Raw genomic sequence first — 17,073 nt, 5'->3', positions numbered from 1 at the left:
CCGGGCCGATCCAGGGCCGGCCGATCCAGGGCCGGCCGATCCAGGGCCGGCCGATCCAGGGCCGGCCGATCCAGGGCCGGCCGATCCAGGGCCGGCCGATCCAGGGCCGGCCGATCCAGGGCCGGGCCGTCAACGCAGGTGGGCTACGGTCGACTGGTGACGGATGCCCCTGCGCAGGCGCCGGTCACAGCCGAACCGCTGACCCGGCGGGTGCTGGCCGCCGAGGTGTGGATCGTGCTCGGGGTCTCCTTCGTCGCCTCCGCGCTCTACGCGCTCATCCGCTATGTCGGTGTGCTCACCCGGCCGGGACCCGTCCGTTCCCAGGTTGCCCGGCTGAACACCTCGGCGGCGCCGGGCCGCCCGTGGTTGGATCTCGCCCTGCAACTGGCCGACGTCCTCACCGGGCTGGTGCCCGTGCTGCTGGCCGTGCACCTGCTGGCCCGCCACGGCGGCGGTCGGCGCGTGATCGGCCTCGACGGCCGGCGCCCCGGCCCGGACCTCGCTCAGGGGGCCCTGCTCGCCGCCGGGATCGGCGGCCTCGGCCTCGGTTTCTACCTGCTGGCCTGGCACAGCGGAGCCAACCTCACCGTCGCGCCGTCGAACCTGCCCGACGTGTGGTGGCGGGTGCCGGTTCTCATCTTGAGCGCCTGCCAGAACGGCCTCGCCGAGGAGGTCATTGTCACCGGCTACCTGCTGGTGCGGCTGCGTGAGCTTGAGATCACGCCGGGGCGGGCGCTGGCGACCAGCGCGGTGCTGCGCGGCTCCTACCACCTGTACCAGGGCCTGGGCGGGTTCGCCGGCAACCTCGCGATGGGGCTGCTGTTCGCCCGGCTGTTCCAGCGCAACGGCCGAGTGCTGCCACTGGCGATCGCCCACTCACTCATCGACACGGTGGCCTTCGTCGGCTATGTGCTTCTGGTCGGGAAGGTCTCCTGGATCCCCGCTCCGCGCTAAGGTTAATGGTAGGGAAACATAGGTCGTCCAGTAGATGTCCGATGCTCTTCTTCTCGGTGCTACGGCGGACCGTCGGGCAGCCACGAGGGTCAGGGTGAGCATCGGCTGCCCGGGTGCGGCGTGCACGCGGTGCGGGGCAAGTGATGAGGAGGACGGGGCGGATGGCCACCGGGGTCCGTGAGATCGAACGCAAGTACTCCGTCGGGTCGACCTTCGTGCTGCCGAAGCTGGGCAGCGTGCCCGGCGTCACGACCGCGCGGACCCGCCGCGCCGTCAGCCTCGAGGCCGTCTACTACGACACCGACGACCTGCGCCTGGCCCGCAACCGGATCACGCTGCGCCGGCGAACCGGCGGTTCCGACGCCGGCTGGCACCTGAAGCTGCCGGTCCGTGTCGGGGAGCGCGACGAGCTGCAGCTCCCGCTCGACGCCGCCGGTGGCGTGGTCGATGTGGCCGGCGGCGCCCGGCATACCCCGCCGGCGGAGTTCGTCGATCTGGTGGCGGTGCACCTACGCGGCGGCGAGCTGCGCCCGGTCGGCCGGCTGCGCACCCTGCGCACCGCCCGGCGGCTGCGCGACGCCGCCGGCGCCGACCTCGCCGAGGTCGTCGACGACCAGGTCTCCGCCCAGACACTCGGCGAGGTGACGGTGGTAAGCACCTGGCGGGAGATCGAGGTCGAGCTCGTCGAGGGCAAGCCCGGCCTGCTCGACCATGTCGGCGAGCTGCTGCTGGCGGCCGGCGCGGTCGCGGCGGCGGACTCCTCGAAGCTGGACCGCCTGCTCGGCTCCGCGCTCGCCGCCGGGCCCGGGCCGGACGTGCCGCCGCCGCGCCGCCCGCGCCGGCGGACCCCGGCCGGCGAGGTCGTGCGTGCCTACCTCATCGAGCAGGTGCGCGCCCTGCTCGCCGCCGATCCCCGGGTGCGGCTCGACGAGCCCGAGGCCGTCCACCGGATGCGGGTGGCCTGCCGGCGGGCCCGCAGCACGCTGCGGACCTTCACGCCGCTGTTCCCGATCGAGACGGTGACGCTGCTCGACGGGGAGCTGCGCGATCTGGCCGGCGCGCTGTCCGGTGCCCGCGACGCCGAGGTGCAGATCGCCTACTTCAGCGGCCGGCTGGCCGAACTGCCCGCGGACCTGGTCGCCGGGCCGGTCCACGATACGGTGAGCGCACACCTCGGGACCGGGATGGCCGCGGCCCGCGAGGAGGCGCTGGCGATGCTGCGCAGCGACCGGTACTTCGCCCTCGTCGCCGGCCTGCTCGCCCTGGTCCGCACGCCGCTGACCGGCGCGGCCCGGCGTCCGGCCGGCAAGGTCCTGCCCGACCTCGTCCGCCGCGCGGACCGGCGGCTGGGTAAGAAGGTGACCACCGCGGCCGGGTTCCCGGTCGGCCACGACCGGGACGAGCTGCTGCACTCCGTGCGCAAGCAGGCCAAGCGGCTGCGCTACGCCGCGGAGGCGGTGGCCCCGCTGTACGGCCAGGACGCGATGGCGCTCGTCGGGCAGGCGGAGCGGGCGCAGGAGCTGCTCGGCACCCACCAGGACGCCACCATCGCGCGCGATCTTCTGCGCGGGTGGGGTGTCGCCGCCCAGGCCCAGGGTGACCCCACCGCTTTCACCCTCGGCGTGCTGCTCGGGCTGGAGGAATGCCGCGGCCGGCTGGCCGAACGGGACTTCTTCGACGCTTGGCCGCGGATCTCGGCCGCGAGGCACCGCCGCTGGCTCGACTGAGCCACCCCGGACCGGGGCGTCGGGTGGCCGCCGGGCGGGGGTAGCCTCCGATCGATTCCGCCTTCGTTCCCGGTGCCGCAGGAGGCTCGCGATGACCACGTCCACCACGCTCCCGACGACACCGCTGGGTCCGACGGATATGCAGATCACCCGGGTGGGTTTCGGGGCCTGGGCGATCGGCGGTGCGGGCTGGGCCTTCGGCTGGGGCGCCCAGGACGACGCCGAGGCGGTCGCGGCGATCCGCCACGCCGTCGCGGCGGGGATCAACTGGATCGACACCGCCGCTGTCTACGGGCTCGGGCACTCCGAGGAACTCGTCGCCCGGGCGCTGGCCGACATCCCCGCGGTCGAGCGACCCTACGTGTTCACCAAGTGCGGCCTGGTCTGGGACGACGCCGACCCGACCGTCCCGCCGGCCCGGGTGGGTGCCCCGGCGTCGATCCGAGCCGAGGTCGACGCCTCCCTGCGCCGGCTCGGCGTCGACCGCATCGACCTGTACCAGCTGCACTGGCCGCCGCAGGACGGCACTCCGATCGCCGACTCCGTCGGAGCGCTGCACGAGCTGCGCGCTGCCGGCAAGATCCGTTCGGTGGGAGTGTCCAACTTCTCCGTCGACCAGCTTGAGCAGGCCGCGGCGGCCGGCGGAGTGGATGTGCTCCAGCCGCCGTTCTCCCTGATCGACCGCACCGCCGCCGCGGAGATCCTGCCGTACGCCGCCGCCCACGGCATCGGCACGATCGTCTACAGCCCGATGCAGTCGGGGCTGCTCTCCGGCCGCTGGAGCGAGAAGCGGACCGCCGAGCTGCCGGCCGACGACTGGCGGCGCCAGGCCCCCGAGTTCAACCCGCCGGCTCTGGCGCGCAACCTTGCGCTCGTCGACGTGCTCGCCGAGGTGGCCCGCCGGCACGCGACGACGGTCGCCGCCGTCGCGGTCGCCTGGACGCTGGCCTAGCGGCGCCATCGTCGGGGGCTCGCCGCCCGGACCAGCTCGACGGCTGGTTGCCGGCCGGTTCGCTGACCCTCACGGACGCCGATCTCACCGGGATCGCCGCGGCGGTCGAGCGGCTCTCCGCCGGCCGCGGTCCGCTGCGCCCCACCGGCGACGCGTAGCCGCCCGCAGCCGGCTCCGGTCCGGGCACTGGAGCCCGGGTCGGCCGTCGGTGGTGTGGGCCCGATTGTGGGCCGATATGTGGTCTCGGCCGTGATCGGATCGATACCGCCGTCGATCACCCGTCGGAGTTGCCACGTTTGGGCCATCGGCCGGCCGGTTGGCGCCGCAGGCTGCCCACGCTGGGAAATCCCTGTCAGCTCGACGGATTGTGAGACAACCCGGGTGGACTCGCCCGGGGTCGGACCAGCGGTGTTGTTCTGTTACCGGGGCATGAAGTGGACTTCCTTGCTCGGAGGACTCCCGCGAAGCCCTCCATCCGTGTAGCGTCGTCCCTGGCCGGAGTTCGCCGGTTCGCGTCTCAACCGAGACGCGGCGGAACAACGCCAGGAACTCTTGTGGCTTCCTGGCGTTCGGTCCGGGGCCCGCGCGGTGCGGGTCCTGACTGCACCAGCAGGGAGAACGGCACGTGGCTCAGGGCACGGTGAAGTGGTTCAACTCGGAGAAGGGCTTCGGCTTCATCTCCGTGGACGGCGGCGGCTCCGACGTCTTCGTTCACTACAGCGCGATTGACATGGACGGCTACAAGGCACTAGAGGAGGGCCAGCGGGTCGAGTTCCAAGTGACCCAGGGTCAGAAGGGTCCGCAGGCCGACGCCGTCCGCGTCGTCTGAGCCACGAGAGACTTCACGGTCAGCCCGCCCATCGGGTGCTCCGCTGGGCGGGCTGACCGCTTCTCCGCGTCGTTCGTCGGGTCAGGCCGGGGAGTCGATTCCGCGACTACCCGATCGTGCCGGAGGTCTCGGCGTTCCGACCCTGTCGGGTGTCTCGCCTCGATCGGGCAGTTCTCCAGAAGGCGTCTTTCTCCCTGATTAAGTGGGAAAAAGCGGTCTTTGGTGTCCCACCACCGGGGCCGGTCGATCCGCCTTTCGGCGAGTCGACACATTATTGCCGATCGGCGTGATTTCGGTGACGGATCGCAGCCGGCACGGTGGCTGTTCGGGCAAAGTCGGGTAGCCGCATCCGGGTTCTCCGACCGCTCGTTCTCGGTCTTCGCTTACGGCTCCTTGTAGCAGCCAAAGCTTAAAGGTTGCTAAGAAGACGCTTGAAAGCGAATGCGGGTCGCTCTCGCGACCCGATCAATCACCGTTCGGCGCGGCTGGCGCGCCGAGTCAGCCGGCCAGCCGTCGGCGGCGGCGCGGCTACCCGGCCTGCCCAGCGACGAGCAGCTCGGCAATCTGCAGCGTGTTCAGCGCCGCCCCCTTGCGCAGGTTGTCCCCGCAGAGGAACAGCGCGATCTCATGCGGGTCGTCCGGTGACTGCCGGATCCGCCCCACCCAGGTGGGATCCGTGCCCACCACGTCCGACGGGGTGGGGAACTCGCCTGCGGACGGGTCGTCCACCACCGCGACCCCGGGGGCGCCGAGCAGCACCGCGCGGGCCTCGTCGCCGGTGACGGGCCGGGCGAAGCGGGCGTGCACCGCGACGGCATGGGTGGTGATCACCGGCACCCGCACGCAGGTGGCCGAGACCCGCAGGTCCGGCAGGCCCAGGATCTTGCGGGACTCGTTGCGGACCTTGAACTCCTCCGACGACCAGCCGCCGTCGCGCAGCGACCCGGCCCACGGCACGACGTTGAGGGCCAGCGGCGCGGGGAACGGGCCGAGGCCCTCCTCGCCGATCGCCTTGCGCACGTCGCTGGCTGCCTGGCCGAGCTCCCGCGTCCCGCCGACAATGGCGAGCTGGTCGTAGAGGGTGTCGATGCCGGCCTGCCCGGCGCCGCTGGCGGCCTGGTAGGAGGCGGCGAACATCGACTCCAGACCGAAGGCCCGGTGCAGCGCACCGAGCGCGACGATCATTGACAGGGTCGTGCAGTTCGGGTTGGCGATGATGCCCCGCGGACGGGCACCGAGTTGGTCGGCGTTGACCTCGGGGACGACGAGCGGGACGTCGTCGTCCATGCGGAAGGCGCCCGAGTTGTCGACCGCGACCGCGCCGTGCGCCGCCGCCACCGGAGCCCACTGCACCGAGACCTCGTCAGGGACGTCGAACACGGCGACGTCCACGCCGTCGAAGACCTCCGGCGACAGCACCTGCACGGCGACGTCCGCGCCGCGCACCCGCACGGTGCGACCGGCCGAACGGGCGGAGGCCACCGGCCGGATCTCCCCCCAGATGCCCGGCCGCTCGGCGAGCATCGACAGCATCACCGTGCCGACCGCGCCGGTCGCCCCGACCACTGCGAGCGTCGGTCGCCGGCCGGCCTCGTTGCCCGTCATGCCCCATCCTCCAGATAACCCGTGATCAGCGCCGTGCTGTCCGCGATCGTTGCCGTGCCGCCTGCAATCAGTGTCTTCATCGGCCGGTGCCTGCGTAGACGACGGTCCTGCCATCGGGGTCGCCGAGCTCGAAGGCGCTGTGCACGGCGCGTACCGCGCCCGGCAGGTCGGTGTCGCGCACCACCACCGAAATCCGGATCTCCGACGTGGAGATGATCTCCACGTTGACGCCGGCGTCGGCGAGCGCGCCGAAGAACCGCGCCGACACGCCCGGGTGCGACTTCATCCCGGCGCCGATCAGCGACAGCTTGCCGATGTGGTCGTCGTAGAGGGTCCGCTCGAAGCCGATTTCGCTCTGCACCTTCGCCAGCGCCGTCAACGCGGTGCGCCCGTCGGCCTTGGGCAGGGTGAACGAGATGTCGGTGCGGCCCGACCCCGCGACCGAGCCGACCTGGACGATCATGTCGAGGTTGACGTCCGCGTCCGCGACGGCCCGGAACACCGCGGCTGCCACCCCCGGCTTGTCCGGGCAGCCGGCGACCGTCACCTTCGCCTCGCTGACGTCGTGCGCGACGCCGCGGATGATGGCCTGTTCCACGAGCTGTGCCTCCGGAATCTCGATGACCCACGTGCCCGGCTTCGAGGAGAAGGACGAGCGGACATGCACGGGGACGCTGTAGCGACGCGCGTACTCGACGCATCGCAGCATGAGGACCTTGGCGCCACAGGCCGCCATCTCCATCATCTCCTCGTAGGAGATCGTGTCGATGCGCCGCGCGTCGGGGACGATGCGCGGATCGGCGCTGAACACGCCGTCGACGTCGGTGTAGATCTCGCAGGCGTCGGCCCGCAGCGCCGCGGCGAGCGCGACCGCGGTCGTGTCCGAGCCGCCCCGGCCCAGGGTGGTGATGTCCTTGGTGTCCTGGCTGACGCCCTGGAAGCCGGCGACGATCGCGATCGCGCCCTCGTCCAGCGCGGCCTGGATCCGACCCGGCGTGACGTCGATGATGCGGGCCTTGCCATGCACCGAGTCGGTGATGACGCCGGCCTGGGAGCCGGTGAACGACCGGGCCTCGGCACCGAGAGTGGTGATCGCCATCGCCAGCAGGGCCATCGAGATGCGCTCGCCGGCGGTGAGGAGCATGTCGAGCTCGCGGGCCGGCGGTAGCGGCGACACCTGCTCGGCGAGGTCGAGCAGCTCGTCGGTCGTGTCGCCCATGGCGCTCACCACGACCACCACGTCATTGCCGTCGCGGCGGGACTCGACGACACGTTCGGCGACTCGTTTGATGCGGTCCGCGTCGGCAACGGAGGATCCACCGAACTTCGCGACCAGGAGCGCCATGGCAGCCAGGTTACCGAGCGCCGACGCCTGCCCGCTCCGCTCGACGGGGATTGCTCGGATGTGACCTGGCCGCGTGTCCGGGCAGCGCGCCCGGGGTCCGACCCACCGCGACGCTGTCGTCCCGACGACGGCACGCTGGGCGGATCCGATCCGTTGTGTCAGGGTTGACGGCACCGACCGCGTCATATCGACCGCGTACCGCGCGGTTGCATGCGATGGTCTTCGACGCACCAGTCCAGGAAGGACGATCCGCAATGGCAGTCAGCCTCGCCAAGGGTGGCAACGTCAGCCTCACGAAGCAGGCCGCGGAGGCCGGCACCGCCCAGCTCACCGCGCTGAACGTCGGGCTCGGTTGGGATGCCCGCACCACCACCGGCACCGACTTCGACCTTGACGCCTCGGCCATCGGCCTGCGGGCGGACGGAAAGGCCCTCAACGACAGCTACTTCATCTTCTTCAACAACCTCGCGTCGCCCGAGGGCGCGATCGCCCTGACCGGCGACAACAAGACCGGTCAGGGCGAGGGCGACGACGAGTCCATCATCGTCAACCTGCCGGCGGTGCCCGCCGAGATCGACCGGATCGTCATCCCGGTCTCCATCTACGACGCGGTGAGCCGCAGCCAGAACTTCGGCCAGGTGCGCAACGCCTACATCCGGGTCGTCGACCAGGGCAGCAACGAGCTGGTCCGGTACGACCTGTCCGAGGACTACTCCACCGAGACGGTCGTCATCTTCGGCGAGGTCTACCGCAGCGGCGCCGACTGGAAGTTCCGGGCTGTGGGGCAGGGTCACAACGACCTCGGCGGCCTGGCGCGCGACCACGGTGTCAGCGTCTGAGGCGCGGGTAGGCGCGGGTAGGCGCGGGCAGTGCGGGCCATGCGGGCCTGGCAGGTCGTAACGCCGGGGCCGATGGGCACCGGGCCGCTGCGCGCGGTCGAGCTGCCGCTGCCCGAACCGGGCCCGGGGCAGGTCCGGCTGCGCGTCGACGCGTGCGGCGTGTGCCGCACCGACCTTCACCTCGCCGAGGGCGACCTCGTGCCGCGCCGGCCACACACCGTGCCGGGGCACGAGGTCGTCGGCCGGGTCGACGCGATCGGCCCCGAGGTCGGGGCGCCCGGGGTGCGCCTGGGCGACCGCCTGGGGGTGGCCTGGCTCGCCTCGACCGACGGGACCTGCATCTACTGCGCCCGCGGCGCGGAGAATCTCTGCCCCGCGTCGACCTACACCGGCTGGGATGTCGACGGCGGGTACGCCGAGTACGTCTGCGTTCGCGCCGACTACGCCTACCGGCTGCCCGCCGGCTACAGCGACGCCGAGCTCGCCCCGCTGCTGTGCGCCGGCATCGTCGGCTACCGGGCGCTGCGGCGCGCGAAGCTGCCCCCCGGCGGCCGGCTGGGCATCTACGGCTTCGGCGCGTCCGCCCATCTCGCCGCCCAGGTGGCGATCACCCAGGGGGCGCGGGTCCATGTGCTGACCCGGTCGGCCCGCGCCCAGGCTCTGGCCCTCGAACTCGGTGCCGCGTCCGTGAACGGTGCGTACGACGCGCCACCCGAGCCGCTGGACGCGGCGGTGCTGTTCGCGCCGGTGGGCGATCTGGTGCCGGTGGCGCTCGCGGCGCTCGACCGCGGCGGCACCCTGTCGGTGGCGGGTATCCACCTCAGCGACATCCCGCCGCTGGTCTACGCCGACCACCTGTTCCAGGAGCGCGACCTGCGCAGCACGACCGCCAACATCCGGTCCGACGGGGTGGAGTTCCTCGCCATCGCCGCCGAGCATCGGCTGGCGGTGACGGTGTCGCCCTACCCGCTCGCCGCCGCTGACCGGGCCCTCGCCGACCTCGCCGCCGACCGGGTCACCGGTGCGGCCGTCCTGCTGCCCTGACGCCGCCGCCGGGCCCGGACCCGGCTGGTCAGGCCGAGCGGGCGGACAGCCGGCGCAGCAGCACCGTGCCCGCGACGGTGAGGGCCGCGGCTGTCGCCACCTCGCGCGGCAGCCGGTGGCGAGCCTCGTTCTGAATCTTCTCGTGGAAGCGGTCGAACCGGTTCGGCCACGGGCTGGAGCCGACGAAGTAACGGCCGACCTTGTCGGTGTCGGGCAGGCAGGCCCCGGTCATGCCGGCGAGAACGGCCAGGCGCCGCCCGGCCGGGGCCGACGCGGTCAGCAGTGCCATGGCGGCCAGCCCGGCGACTCCGTCGCGGCGCGCGATCGGTAGCCACTCCGACTCGGTGTTCGGGCCGGTGCCCCAGTGCGGCAGGGCGTCCATGGCGAGGTGAGAGAGGAATCCCGCGGCCAGAGCGGGTACAGGATGTCGGATCGCCATACCCACGAAGGCACCCGCGCCGACATGCGAACTGATGATCATGCAGCGAACCTCCTGGTGGACGGTGCGGACCGGCCGTCGGCGACGGCCGGTCCCAGCGCGGCCGGCGAGCGGGATGCGCGTCGTGCCGGGTGGCGTCGTGCCGGGTGTGTCGTGCGGACGGGCCCACGCCACAACCAGCCGCCTCTTACGATGCCGCCCGACTCCGCGTGTGCTGACCGTGGGGGTCGGTAGCTGGCCTGGTAACGGCCCTCACCGTGGTCGCCACGTGGCCTGGAGGAGTGTTCGATAGAACCCAGGTGTCGGGAATATGCACGCGCGAACGCTCCGCTGGATGAGCGTTCCGAGGCGATCGCCGACGCGCGTTCGGACGCCGGTGCCGACGCGCGACCGGACGAGCGCGCGAAAGCGAAGGCGTACGGGATCGCGGAAGCGCACGCACATGCTCGCGCGAGTGCAGCACATGGGCACATGGGCGCACGGCGTAGCATCTGGGCGCATAGCGCAGCGAGGCGTCGCAGATCTAGGTACCGATGGTCGGCGGCAGCCGAGCCTGATAGCGGAAAGTGATCGCATTCGCGGACAGTGACCGGGGGTAGTGAGGGGGTGTCGGATGATTTCCAGCGGGAAGTTTGGTCCACCCTGGGGCGGGTCACGCCCCAGGGGGACGGGCCCGGATCGTGGGGATGCGCGACGGCACCTGAGCGGCCTGGATGGATAGGCGGATCCGTGGCGTCTGGACCTGTCCCCTACGCGAAGCCGGTGATCTCGGCGCCGTCCTGCCGCCCGGCGGCGTCGTCTCGGTCGCCTGGACGGCGGCGGGCGGATCCGTCGGCGGGATGCTGCCACGGGGGCATCCGCAGGGCGGCCCGCAGGGCAAGCGGGTCCTGCGCGGGGAGGGCGTCTGGGCGGCCGAGATGTTCCCCCGGGACCGGGAGATCACCGCGGAGCTCGATCTGGTCGAACCCGGTTCCGCGGCCCGCCCCGCCCGGCTGATCGTGCATGGCCCGGAGCGGGACATCGTCGGCTACGTGGATCAGCCACGGCTACCCGCGGATCGGTTGGCCCGGCTGACGACCGGCATGCGGCGCGACGCCCGCCAGATCCGGATCCAGGCCGCCGGCCGGATCTGGTGGATCAGGGCGACGAAGGTTTTCGGCGTGCAGGTCGTGCGCGACCACGGCGTGGACGTCTACCGCACCCGTGGCCTGCACGCCGTGTTCAGCGCCGAGGCTGACCACCTCGATGTCAGCATCGTCCTGCTGACCCTCGCCTCGATCCCCAGCTCGACGTACGCGCCCATCCTCGGCTTCTGACCGGCCGGTGGGTCAGGAGGCGTTGACGACCCGGCGTCCCTCGAAGGCACGGCCGAGGGTCACTTCGTCGGCCCACTCAAGATCGCCGCCCATCGGCAGGCCGCTGGCCAGCCGGGTGACCCGCAGCCCCATCGGCCCGATCTGGCGGGCGAGGTAGGACGCGGTGACCTCGCCCTCGGTGTTCGGGTCGGTGGCGAGGATCAGCTCCGTCACCGTGCCGTCGGCCAGCCGCGCGATGAGCTCGCGGATGTGCAGGTCGTCGGGCCCGACGCCGCCGATCGGGTTGATCGCCCCGCCGAGGACGTGGTAACGCCCGCGGAACTCCCGGGTGCGCTCGATCGCGACGACGTCCTTGGGCTCCTCGACCACGCAGATCAGGGCCTGGTCGCGGCGAGGATCGGCGCAGATCCGGCACAGCTCAGACTGGGCGACGTTGAAGCAGCTCCGGCAGAACCGGACCTTGTCCTTGACCTCGGTCAGCGTGGTCGCCAACCGGCGGACGTCGACCGGGTCGGCGGCCAGCAGGTGGAACGCGATCCGCTGGGCGCTTTTGGGGCCGATGCCGGGCAGCCGCCCGAGTTCGTCGATCAGGTCCTGGACGATGCCCTCGTACATCGGTGCTCCCGCCCGTCAGCCCAGTCCGGGACGGCCGGGACCGCGCGGCGCCGCGCCGCCGCCGGCCAGCAGGCCGCCGAGATCACCCAGCCCGCCGAGCGCCCCGCCGGCCCCGCTGAGCCCGCTGGCACCCAGCCCGCCCGCGCCGATGCCGCCCGTGAGCGAGGCCATCCGTTCCGCGGCGAGCCGGTGCGCGTTGGTGGTCGCGTCGCGGACCGCCGCGAGGATCAGATCGGCGAGCGTCTCGGTGTCCTCGGGATCGACCGCCTCGGGGCTGATCGTGAGGTCGATGAGCTCGCCGCCGCCGTTGACGGTGGCCCGGACCAGACCGCCCCCGGCCGTGCCGTCCACCCGGGAGGAGGCGAGCTCCTCCTGGGCCGACAGGAGCGCGGCCTGCATCTTCTGCGCCTGCTGGAGGATCTGCCCCAGGTGGGCCCCACCTCCGGCGGGCAGTCCACCGCCGGCCGGGGTCCCATCGACGGCGGGGGTCTGCGGGTTCGACATGTCGATGAGCCTACGTTGCCTTCAGCTTGTCGGGATCTGTTCGATGATCGTGGCGCCGAGCCCGGTCCGCAGCAGTGACATCGCCGCCTCAGCACCGCCGCGTGCCCCGCCCGCCTGCCCTGGGGCATCGTCGTCGTCGAGGGACGGCTCGTCGTTGACCGGCCGGGCGACGGCCGTGCCGTCGCCCCCCGCCGAACCGTGCCCACCGGTGCCGGCCGGTCCGCCACCATCCTGACCGCCGCGACGATCCCCAGCTGGCCCCGGGGCGCCGCCACCCTGACCGGGCGCACTCTCGCCGACGGCGCCGTGACCAACGCCGTGACCAACGCCGTGCTGGCCCGCGCCGCTCTGCCCGGTGTTGTTCTGGCCGGCGACGTGCGCACCGGCGTCGCGCTGCCTGACGACGCCGTGCGCGGCATCGGGACTCTGGCCGCGGTCGCCGACGTGTTCACCGCTGCCGTTGTTTCCGACCCGATGGTGGGCCGGCGAGGCGGGCTCGGGGGATCGGGGGTAGTTGCCGCCCTGCCCCGGCCGATGATCACCGGCTGGCGCCTCGCTCGGGTCGAGTGCCCAGCCCGCCGGGGTGGTCGGGCGCGGCGCCGGCGGTCGACCACCACCGTCCACGTCGCCAGGTACCTCCCCGGTCGGCGCATAGCCCGAGTGACCTTGATAGCCCGAGTGACCTCCGCCGTCCGGCCCCTGCCAGTGCCCTGACGTGGGTTGTCCTGGGCCGGTCCCGCCGGCTCGGCCGCCCGCCGCCGGGACCGGGGCTCCGCCGCCGAAGCGCTGATCCGGGCCGGCCCAGGCAGGTCCGGATCCCGGCTGGCTGCCGAAGCCACCGCCGGGCGGTGGGGGTCCACCGGCCGGCCGGCCGCCGTCCCGGCCGGGACCGGAGCCGCCCGCGGGGGCGACGCTGACCCGCCAGGTCCCGCCGATCTTCTCCGTCAGCGCGGCGCAGAACACTTCGGCGTTGTTGCCCTGTCCGAACATCCGCCCCATCGTCGGGCTGGCGAAGGCGAGTATTACCTCGTCACCGCGCACATCGGCAATGGTGGCGTGGTCCTTCAGGATCGCGTGCGTCTTGCGGCTGCGACGGCCGGCGAGCATGAGAACCTCGTCCCACAGCATCCGCAGGCCAGCAGCATCGATCCGCCCGCCGCTCTCGCCGCTCTGCCCAGGCCCACGGCCCTGGCTGGCCGCTGGGCCGCCGCCCCCAGGTGGTGGCCCGAAACCGGCCCCTGCCGGTGGTGGCCCGTAGCCGGCAGCGCCGGTCGGGACACCCGCGCTCATCCCGCCTGCTGCCGGGGCCGGACTCCACGAGCCCTCGGCCGGACCCTGGGATGCGGGCGCCGCAGCGGCCCGCGCCGGTTGAGCGGGCGCCGGGCGGGTGGGCGCCGATTCCTGCGCGGGACCCGCCGGACCGGCGGGAACATCGACCTCGCCAAACGGGCGATTGGCCGCCACCGGGCCCGAGCCGACGCCGGGCGCCGACGCCGAGTGACTGGCGGCCGGGCGACCGGCAGCCGGGTCGGGGGCGGCGAGCACGGAGCGACGCTCCAGCCGTTCCAGCCGGGTCAGCAGCGCCGCCGGGTTCGCCGAGGCCGCGGGCAGCAGCGCGCGGGCGAGGATCAGTTCGAGCATCAGCCGTGGGCTCGTCGTGCCCCGCATCTCGACCAGGCCGCCGTGCAGCACGTCGGCCGTGCGGGACAGCTCCGCGGGGCCGACCGCGGCGGCCTGCGCGCGCATCCGGTCGATCTGGTCGGGGGAGAAGGACTCGAGCAGCCCGCGGGCGTCGGCGTCCGGGACGGCTGCCATGACGATCAGGTCGCGGAACCGGTCGAGCAGATCGGTGGCGAAGCGCCGCGGGTCGTGCCCGGCGGAGACGACCTTGTCGACGACGGTGAACAGGGCGGCACCATCGCGCTGCGCGAGCGCGTCGACGGTCTCGTCGAGCAGGACCCCATCGGTCATACCGAGAAGGGTCACCGCGCGGTCGTAGTGCAGGCCGTCGTCGTCCGCCCCGGCGAGCAGCTGGTCGAGGACGGACAGCGAGTCCCGAACCGATCCCGCCCCGGCCCGCACGACCAGCGGCAGCACCGCCGGGTCGACGGTGACACCCTCCTGCTCGCAGATCGACGCCAGATGGGTGCGCAGCACCCCCGGCGGGACGAGCCGGAAGGCGTAATGGTGGGTGCGGGACCGGATCGTCGGGATGACCTTGTCCGGCTCAGTGGTGGCGAAGACGAACTTCAGGTATGGCGGCGGCTCCTCGACGACCTTCAGTAGGGCGTTGAACGCCGCAGTCGTCACCATGTGCGCCTCGTCGACCACGAAGATCTTGAAACGGGCCGACGCCGGGGCGAAGAAGGCCCGTTCGCGCAGGTCGCGGGCGTCGTCGACGAGGCCGTGGGAGGCGGCGTCGATCTCGGTGACGTCCATCGAGGCGCCGGTGCGGATGCCGACGCACTCGTCGCACACGCCGCAGGGCTCGGGGGTGGGGCCCTGCTCGCAGTTCAGCGAGGCGGCGAGGATCCGGGCCGAGGACGTCTTCCCGCAGCCCCGCGGCCCGCTGAACAGGTAGGCGTGGTGCAGCCGGCCGGTGCGCAGGGCCTTGCGCAGCGCGTCGGTCACGTGTTCCTGGCCGACCACTTGGGCGAAGGTCGCGGGACGGTACCGGTTGTACAACGCTGTGCTCACTGGCCTGCTCCGCGTGCTCGACGAGACCATCGGCGAAACGAGAGGACCCCCCGCACACCCGCCAGAGCCCGCTTACCCTTGCTGCCTTCCGGCCCTGGGGGGTTTCACGAGGGTAACGCCGCACGAGGGGTCTGCTCAGCAGTCTAGCCCGCCCATGACGATCATGAACCCGGTGGTCGCTCACCCCACCCGTGCCGGTCGCCACTCCGTGCCGAAGGTCGTCCGCGCGTCGGCGTCCATCCGCACCCGGCCGCGCGCCGGTGGTCGCCCGCAGCCGGCGGCGCCGTCCGCGGCGGTGCTGGGACTCGGCACCTTTCTTGCCCTCCAGGGGGGGACGAATCGGACGCGGAACCCCCCACAAGGGCAAGGAAGTCCGCCCCGTCCCGGGCCGACCAGGAGACCACGGGCGGAATGGCCACACGATCATGGTGTTCGCGGTGCCAGGCGCCAACCGCGGCCAATTGCGGTGCGTTCTGCACGGTCTGGACTCGCAGACCGTGCACCCCGTACCGCAATGCGCCCGCCGCGCCCGACCAAGTGATCATGGTGTTCCCTAAGGTCAGTGGTGTCCGGGGCCTGGCCAAGTCGCGATCCTCGTCCGGACCCGCTCCGGCCGCCGCCTGGGCGACCCTGCGTCCACGGACCGGCGACGATCAGATAGTCTCATCGACGGAGGATTCGCCTAGTGGCCTAGGGCGCACGCTTGGAAAGCGTGTTGGGGGCAACCCCTCGAGAGTTCGAATCTCTCATCCTCCGCCGTGATCGCCTCGGGCGCTTCCCTTCTCCACCAGCGGGAATCTCGCCCTCAGTCAGCCGAAACGACCCCCTCTGCGGGCCTGGTGCCCACGGTGCGCGGAGCGGGGCACCACCGCTTCGGCCGCCTTCTGGCCGGACCCCCCACCGGCTCCCGGTAGTGCGCCCTGACCGCGATCTCGATGGCACCGGCCGCCGCCGCATCCGCACCGTTGTGCACAACCCCGCGCAGCGGGCAATCTGCCACATGCGGCGGGTGCCCCACTGCGGATCGGGGTACCGGCCATCCGGGCGGGTGAACATCAGCTCCTTGAGCTGGACCAGCTTCCCATGGTCGTTGGGCAGGATGTCGTTGTCCCAGCCGGCGCCGACCTCTTCCCGCTTGGCGTCCCGCGCGAGCTTGCGCGCGGGCAGCGAGCCGAGCGTGGTGCTGTCCAAGTCCGCCTTCGCCTTGCTGCTGCGCGTCGTCGGGGGGCCATATCCCGGGCGCATCGCCCACCTCGGTGATCGCCGACGGGCTGACCGGGCGCCGCCGGGTGGCGCTGTCGGCCTGGATACGCTGGTACGCCTGACCGATCTGATGGGCCCGCAGGGCGACGAGCGGGATCTCACCGAGATAGGGCAGGAGGCGAAGCCGTACGTACTGCTCGTACCGTCGCGCCGACGTCGGCCGGAGCCGGCCCCGGGTGGGTGGACTGAAACGCGCAGGTCAGCGACTCTTGTAGATGTCGTGGGTGCCGATCCGCAGCCAGCGCACGTGCGGACCGTCATGGCCCGGGACGGGGCTGCCGTACTCCCACAGGGCCCGGCCGTCCTTTGCCCACCGCAGTTCGAACACGCCTGGGCTCCGACCGGAAGCCCTTCACGCCGAGGCTCGGGTGGAACTGGCCCGTCTCCAGGCCCTCGCGGAACAGGGCGATGGCGCGACGGAACGTTCGCCGCTGTTCGGGGGTCAGCCGCGCGTACTCCGCCATGAAGCGGGCCACCTGCTCGTACGTGGGCATGCCGTCACGATAGAGCGACGATCACCTGCGCCTGGTACGGGGTTTGCGGGCCTCAGCTTGCCTTCGGGTGCTCCTCGGCGGCCAGTTGGTCGAGGAGGGCGTCGAACGCGGCGTCGGACAGGCAGAACACGGTGCGGCCGGCCTCGATGTCTTCGTGGGCCTCGTCGATCGCACGCCTGGTGTCAGGGTCGGGGTCGTCGACCCACTCGTGCGGCTCCGGGTAGGGCTGTGGCGTGGTGTCCATGGCCCGCCTTCCTGCCGCTGCGTATCGCTCTTCCAAAACACACTTTCGCTCATGATGGCCCACCGGTCCTAGCTGGGATACCCCAAGAGGCCAGTCTGCCCGGCTCGGCGGCAAGCCGCTGGTGATCGTCCTGGCGTGCCGCTCACCCGTCCGGAGCGGCCGGCGGCGCCCCTCAACGATCAAAGGCCCGAGTAGTGCAACATCAA

General features: G+C 72.3%; 15 protein-coding genes, 1 tRNA gene, 1 other RNA gene and 2 pseudogenes. 8 read left to right on the top strand and 11 right to left on the bottom strand.

The genetic code is table 11. The annotated features are described in order from the left end of the window. Positions 1–153: 153 nt before the first annotated feature. From G6R25_RS06595 to G6R25_RS06580, 4 genes and pseudogenes are all read left to right on the top strand, one after another. The gene (locus G6R25_RS06595) at positions 154–954 is read left to right on the top strand and encodes a CPBP family intramembrane glutamic endopeptidase (RefSeq protein ID WP_419469320.1); all 801 of its coding nucleotides are present in this window, start codon (positions 154–156) and stop codon (positions 952–954) included. A gap of 161 nt (positions 955–1,115) precedes the next feature. Continuing rightward, positions 1,116–2,681: a CYTH and CHAD domain-containing protein gene (locus G6R25_RS06590; RefSeq protein ID WP_163552266.1), complete on the top strand. Its 1,566-nt coding sequence runs from the start codon at positions 1,116–1,118 to the stop codon at positions 2,679–2,681. 91 nt (positions 2,682–2,772) lie between these two features. Then, positions 2,773–3,791 (top strand): annotated as a pseudogene (locus tag G6R25_RS06585) (aldo/keto reductase). Positions 3,792–4,258: 467 nt separating this feature from the next. Beyond that, a complete protein-coding gene (locus G6R25_RS06580; RefSeq protein ID WP_018500469.1) occupies positions 4,259–4,462 on the top strand; it encodes a cold-shock protein in 204 nt (67 codons plus the stop codon). Positions 4,463–4,990: 528 nt separating this feature from the next. Here the strand turns inward: G6R25_RS06580 and G6R25_RS06575 are convergent. Both G6R25_RS06575 and G6R25_RS06570 read right to left on the bottom strand, forming a co-directional pair. After that, positions 4,991–6,067: an aspartate-semialdehyde dehydrogenase gene (locus G6R25_RS06575; protein WP_163552265.1), complete on the bottom strand. Its 1,077-nt coding sequence runs from the start codon at positions 6,065–6,067 to the stop codon at positions 4,991–4,993. A 76-nt stretch (positions 6,068–6,143) separates the two neighbouring features. Next, positions 6,144–7,412, bottom strand: coding sequence for an aspartate kinase (locus tag G6R25_RS06570; RefSeq protein ID WP_163552264.1), 1,269 nt, complete (start codon positions 7,410–7,412; stop codon positions 6,144–6,146). A 254-nt stretch (positions 7,413–7,666) separates the two neighbouring features. Between G6R25_RS06570 and G6R25_RS06565 the strand changes: the two genes are divergently transcribed. Together G6R25_RS06565 and G6R25_RS06560 are read left to right on the top strand one after the other, a co-directional pair. Next, positions 7,667–8,251: a TerD family protein gene (locus G6R25_RS06565; protein ID WP_163552263.1), complete on the top strand. Its 585-nt coding sequence runs from the start codon at positions 7,667–7,669 to the stop codon at positions 8,249–8,251. 39 nt (positions 8,252–8,290) lie between these two features. Beyond that, entirely contained in the window at positions 8,291–9,295 is a 1,005-nt protein-coding gene (locus tag G6R25_RS06560) for a zinc-dependent alcohol dehydrogenase family protein (protein WP_163552262.1), read from the top strand. Between the two features lie 28 nt (positions 9,296–9,323). On the opposite strand, the gene G6R25_RS06555 is transcribed toward G6R25_RS06560, so the two are convergent. Then, entirely contained in the window at positions 9,324–9,776 is a 453-nt protein-coding gene (locus G6R25_RS06555; RefSeq protein ID WP_163552261.1) for a hypothetical protein, read from the bottom strand. 671 nt (positions 9,777–10,447) lie between these two features. Between G6R25_RS06555 and G6R25_RS06550 the strand changes: the two genes are divergently transcribed. Then, entirely contained in the window at positions 10,448–11,050 is a 603-nt protein-coding gene (locus G6R25_RS06550) for a hypothetical protein (protein ID WP_163552260.1), read from the top strand. A 12-nt stretch (positions 11,051–11,062) separates the two neighbouring features. On the opposite strand, the gene recR is transcribed toward G6R25_RS06550, so the two are convergent. The 5 genes from recR to G6R25_RS28690 form a co-directional block, all read right to left on the bottom strand. Next, on the bottom strand, positions 11,063–11,665 hold the full coding sequence (gene recR, locus G6R25_RS06545; RefSeq protein WP_136448850.1) for a recombination mediator RecR: 603 nt from the start codon (positions 11,663–11,665) through the stop codon (positions 11,063–11,065). Positions 11,666–11,680: 15 nt separating this feature from the next. Next, positions 11,681–12,169 carry a YbaB/EbfC family nucleoid-associated protein gene (locus G6R25_RS06540; RefSeq protein ID WP_136448849.1) on the bottom strand — a complete coding sequence of 163 codons (489 nt, stop codon included), beginning with the start codon at positions 12,167–12,169 and terminating at the stop codon, positions 11,681–11,683. Positions 12,170–12,190: 21 nt separating this feature from the next. After that, positions 12,191–14,866 carry a DNA polymerase III subunit gamma and tau gene (locus tag G6R25_RS06535; RefSeq protein ID WP_163552259.1) on the bottom strand — a complete coding sequence of 892 codons (2,676 nt, stop codon included), beginning with the start codon at positions 14,864–14,866 and terminating at the stop codon, positions 12,191–12,193. A gap of 38 nt (positions 14,867–14,904) precedes the next feature. Next, positions 14,905–15,001: signal recognition particle sRNA small type (gene ffs, locus G6R25_RS06530), an RNA gene on the bottom strand. Positions 15,002–15,046: 45 nt separating this feature from the next. Continuing rightward, the gene (locus G6R25_RS28690; RefSeq protein ID WP_268904097.1) at positions 15,047–15,178 is read right to left on the bottom strand and encodes a hypothetical protein; all 132 of its coding nucleotides are present in this window, start codon (positions 15,176–15,178) and stop codon (positions 15,047–15,049) included. A 359-nt stretch (positions 15,179–15,537) separates the two neighbouring features. On the opposite strand from G6R25_RS28690, the gene G6R25_RS06525 reads away from it, so the two are divergent. Continuing rightward, a tRNA-Ser gene (locus G6R25_RS06525) sits at positions 15,538–15,622 on the top strand. Positions 15,623–15,671: 49 nt separating this feature from the next. Here G6R25_RS06525 and G6R25_RS30170 read toward each other — a convergent pair. The 3 genes and pseudogenes from G6R25_RS30170 to G6R25_RS06510 form a co-directional block, all read right to left on the bottom strand. Next, positions 15,672–16,292: pseudogene (locus tag G6R25_RS30170) on the bottom strand (hypothetical protein); the annotation flags it as partial. Between the two features lie 36 nt (positions 16,293–16,328). Next, on the bottom strand, positions 16,329–16,457 hold the full coding sequence (locus tag G6R25_RS28685) for a hypothetical protein (protein WP_268904096.1): 129 nt from the start codon (positions 16,455–16,457) through the stop codon (positions 16,329–16,331). A 218-nt stretch (positions 16,458–16,675) separates the two neighbouring features. After that, positions 16,676–16,867, bottom strand: coding sequence for a hypothetical protein (locus G6R25_RS06510; protein ID WP_163552258.1), 192 nt, complete (start codon positions 16,865–16,867; stop codon positions 16,676–16,678). Positions 16,868–17,073 lie beyond the last annotated feature (206 nt).

The sequence above is a fragment of the Candidatus Frankia alpina genome, assembly GCF_902806485.1.
Taxonomy (GTDB): domain Bacteria; phylum Actinomycetota; class Actinomycetes; order Frankiales; family Frankiaceae; genus Frankia; species Frankia alpina.
This window is presented reverse-complemented; position numbering and strand designations above follow the sequence as displayed.

What these genes read in the sequence shown, in the direction of transcription:
- G6R25_RS06590 (WP_163552266.1), top strand. Translation starts at nt 1,116, where the DNA reads ATGGCCACCGGGGTCCGTGAGATCGAACGCAAGTACTCCGTCGGGTCG.
- G6R25_RS06575 (WP_163552265.1), bottom strand. Translation starts at nt 6,067, where the DNA reads ATGACGGGCAACGAGGCCGGCCGGCGACCGACGCTCGCAGTGGTCGGG.
- G6R25_RS06570 (WP_163552264.1), bottom strand. Translation starts at nt 7,412, where the DNA reads ATGGCGCTCCTGGTCGCGAAGTTCGGTGGATCCTCCGTTGCCGACGCG.
- G6R25_RS06565 (WP_163552263.1), top strand. Translation starts at nt 7,667, where the DNA reads ATGGCAGTCAGCCTCGCCAAGGGTGGCAACGTCAGCCTCACGAAGCAG.
- G6R25_RS06560 (WP_163552262.1), top strand. Translation starts at nt 8,291, where the DNA reads ATGCGGGCCTGGCAGGTCGTAACGCCGGGGCCGATGGGCACCGGGCCG.
- G6R25_RS06555 (WP_163552261.1), bottom strand. Translation starts at nt 9,776, where the DNA reads ATGATCATCAGTTCGCATGTCGGCGCGGGTGCCTTCGTGGGTATGGCG.
- G6R25_RS06550 (WP_163552260.1), top strand. Translation starts at nt 10,448, where the DNA reads ATGGATAGGCGGATCCGTGGCGTCTGGACCTGTCCCCTACGCGAAGCC.
- recR (WP_136448850.1), bottom strand. Translation starts at nt 11,665, where the DNA reads ATGTACGAGGGCATCGTCCAGGACCTGATCGACGAACTCGGGCGGCTG.
- G6R25_RS06540 (WP_136448849.1), bottom strand. Translation starts at nt 12,169, where the DNA reads ATGTCGAACCCGCAGACCCCCGCCGTCGATGGGACCCCGGCCGGCGGT.
- G6R25_RS06510 (WP_163552258.1), bottom strand. Translation starts at nt 16,867, where the DNA reads ATGGACACCACGCCACAGCCCTACCCGGAGCCGCACGAGTGGGTCGAC.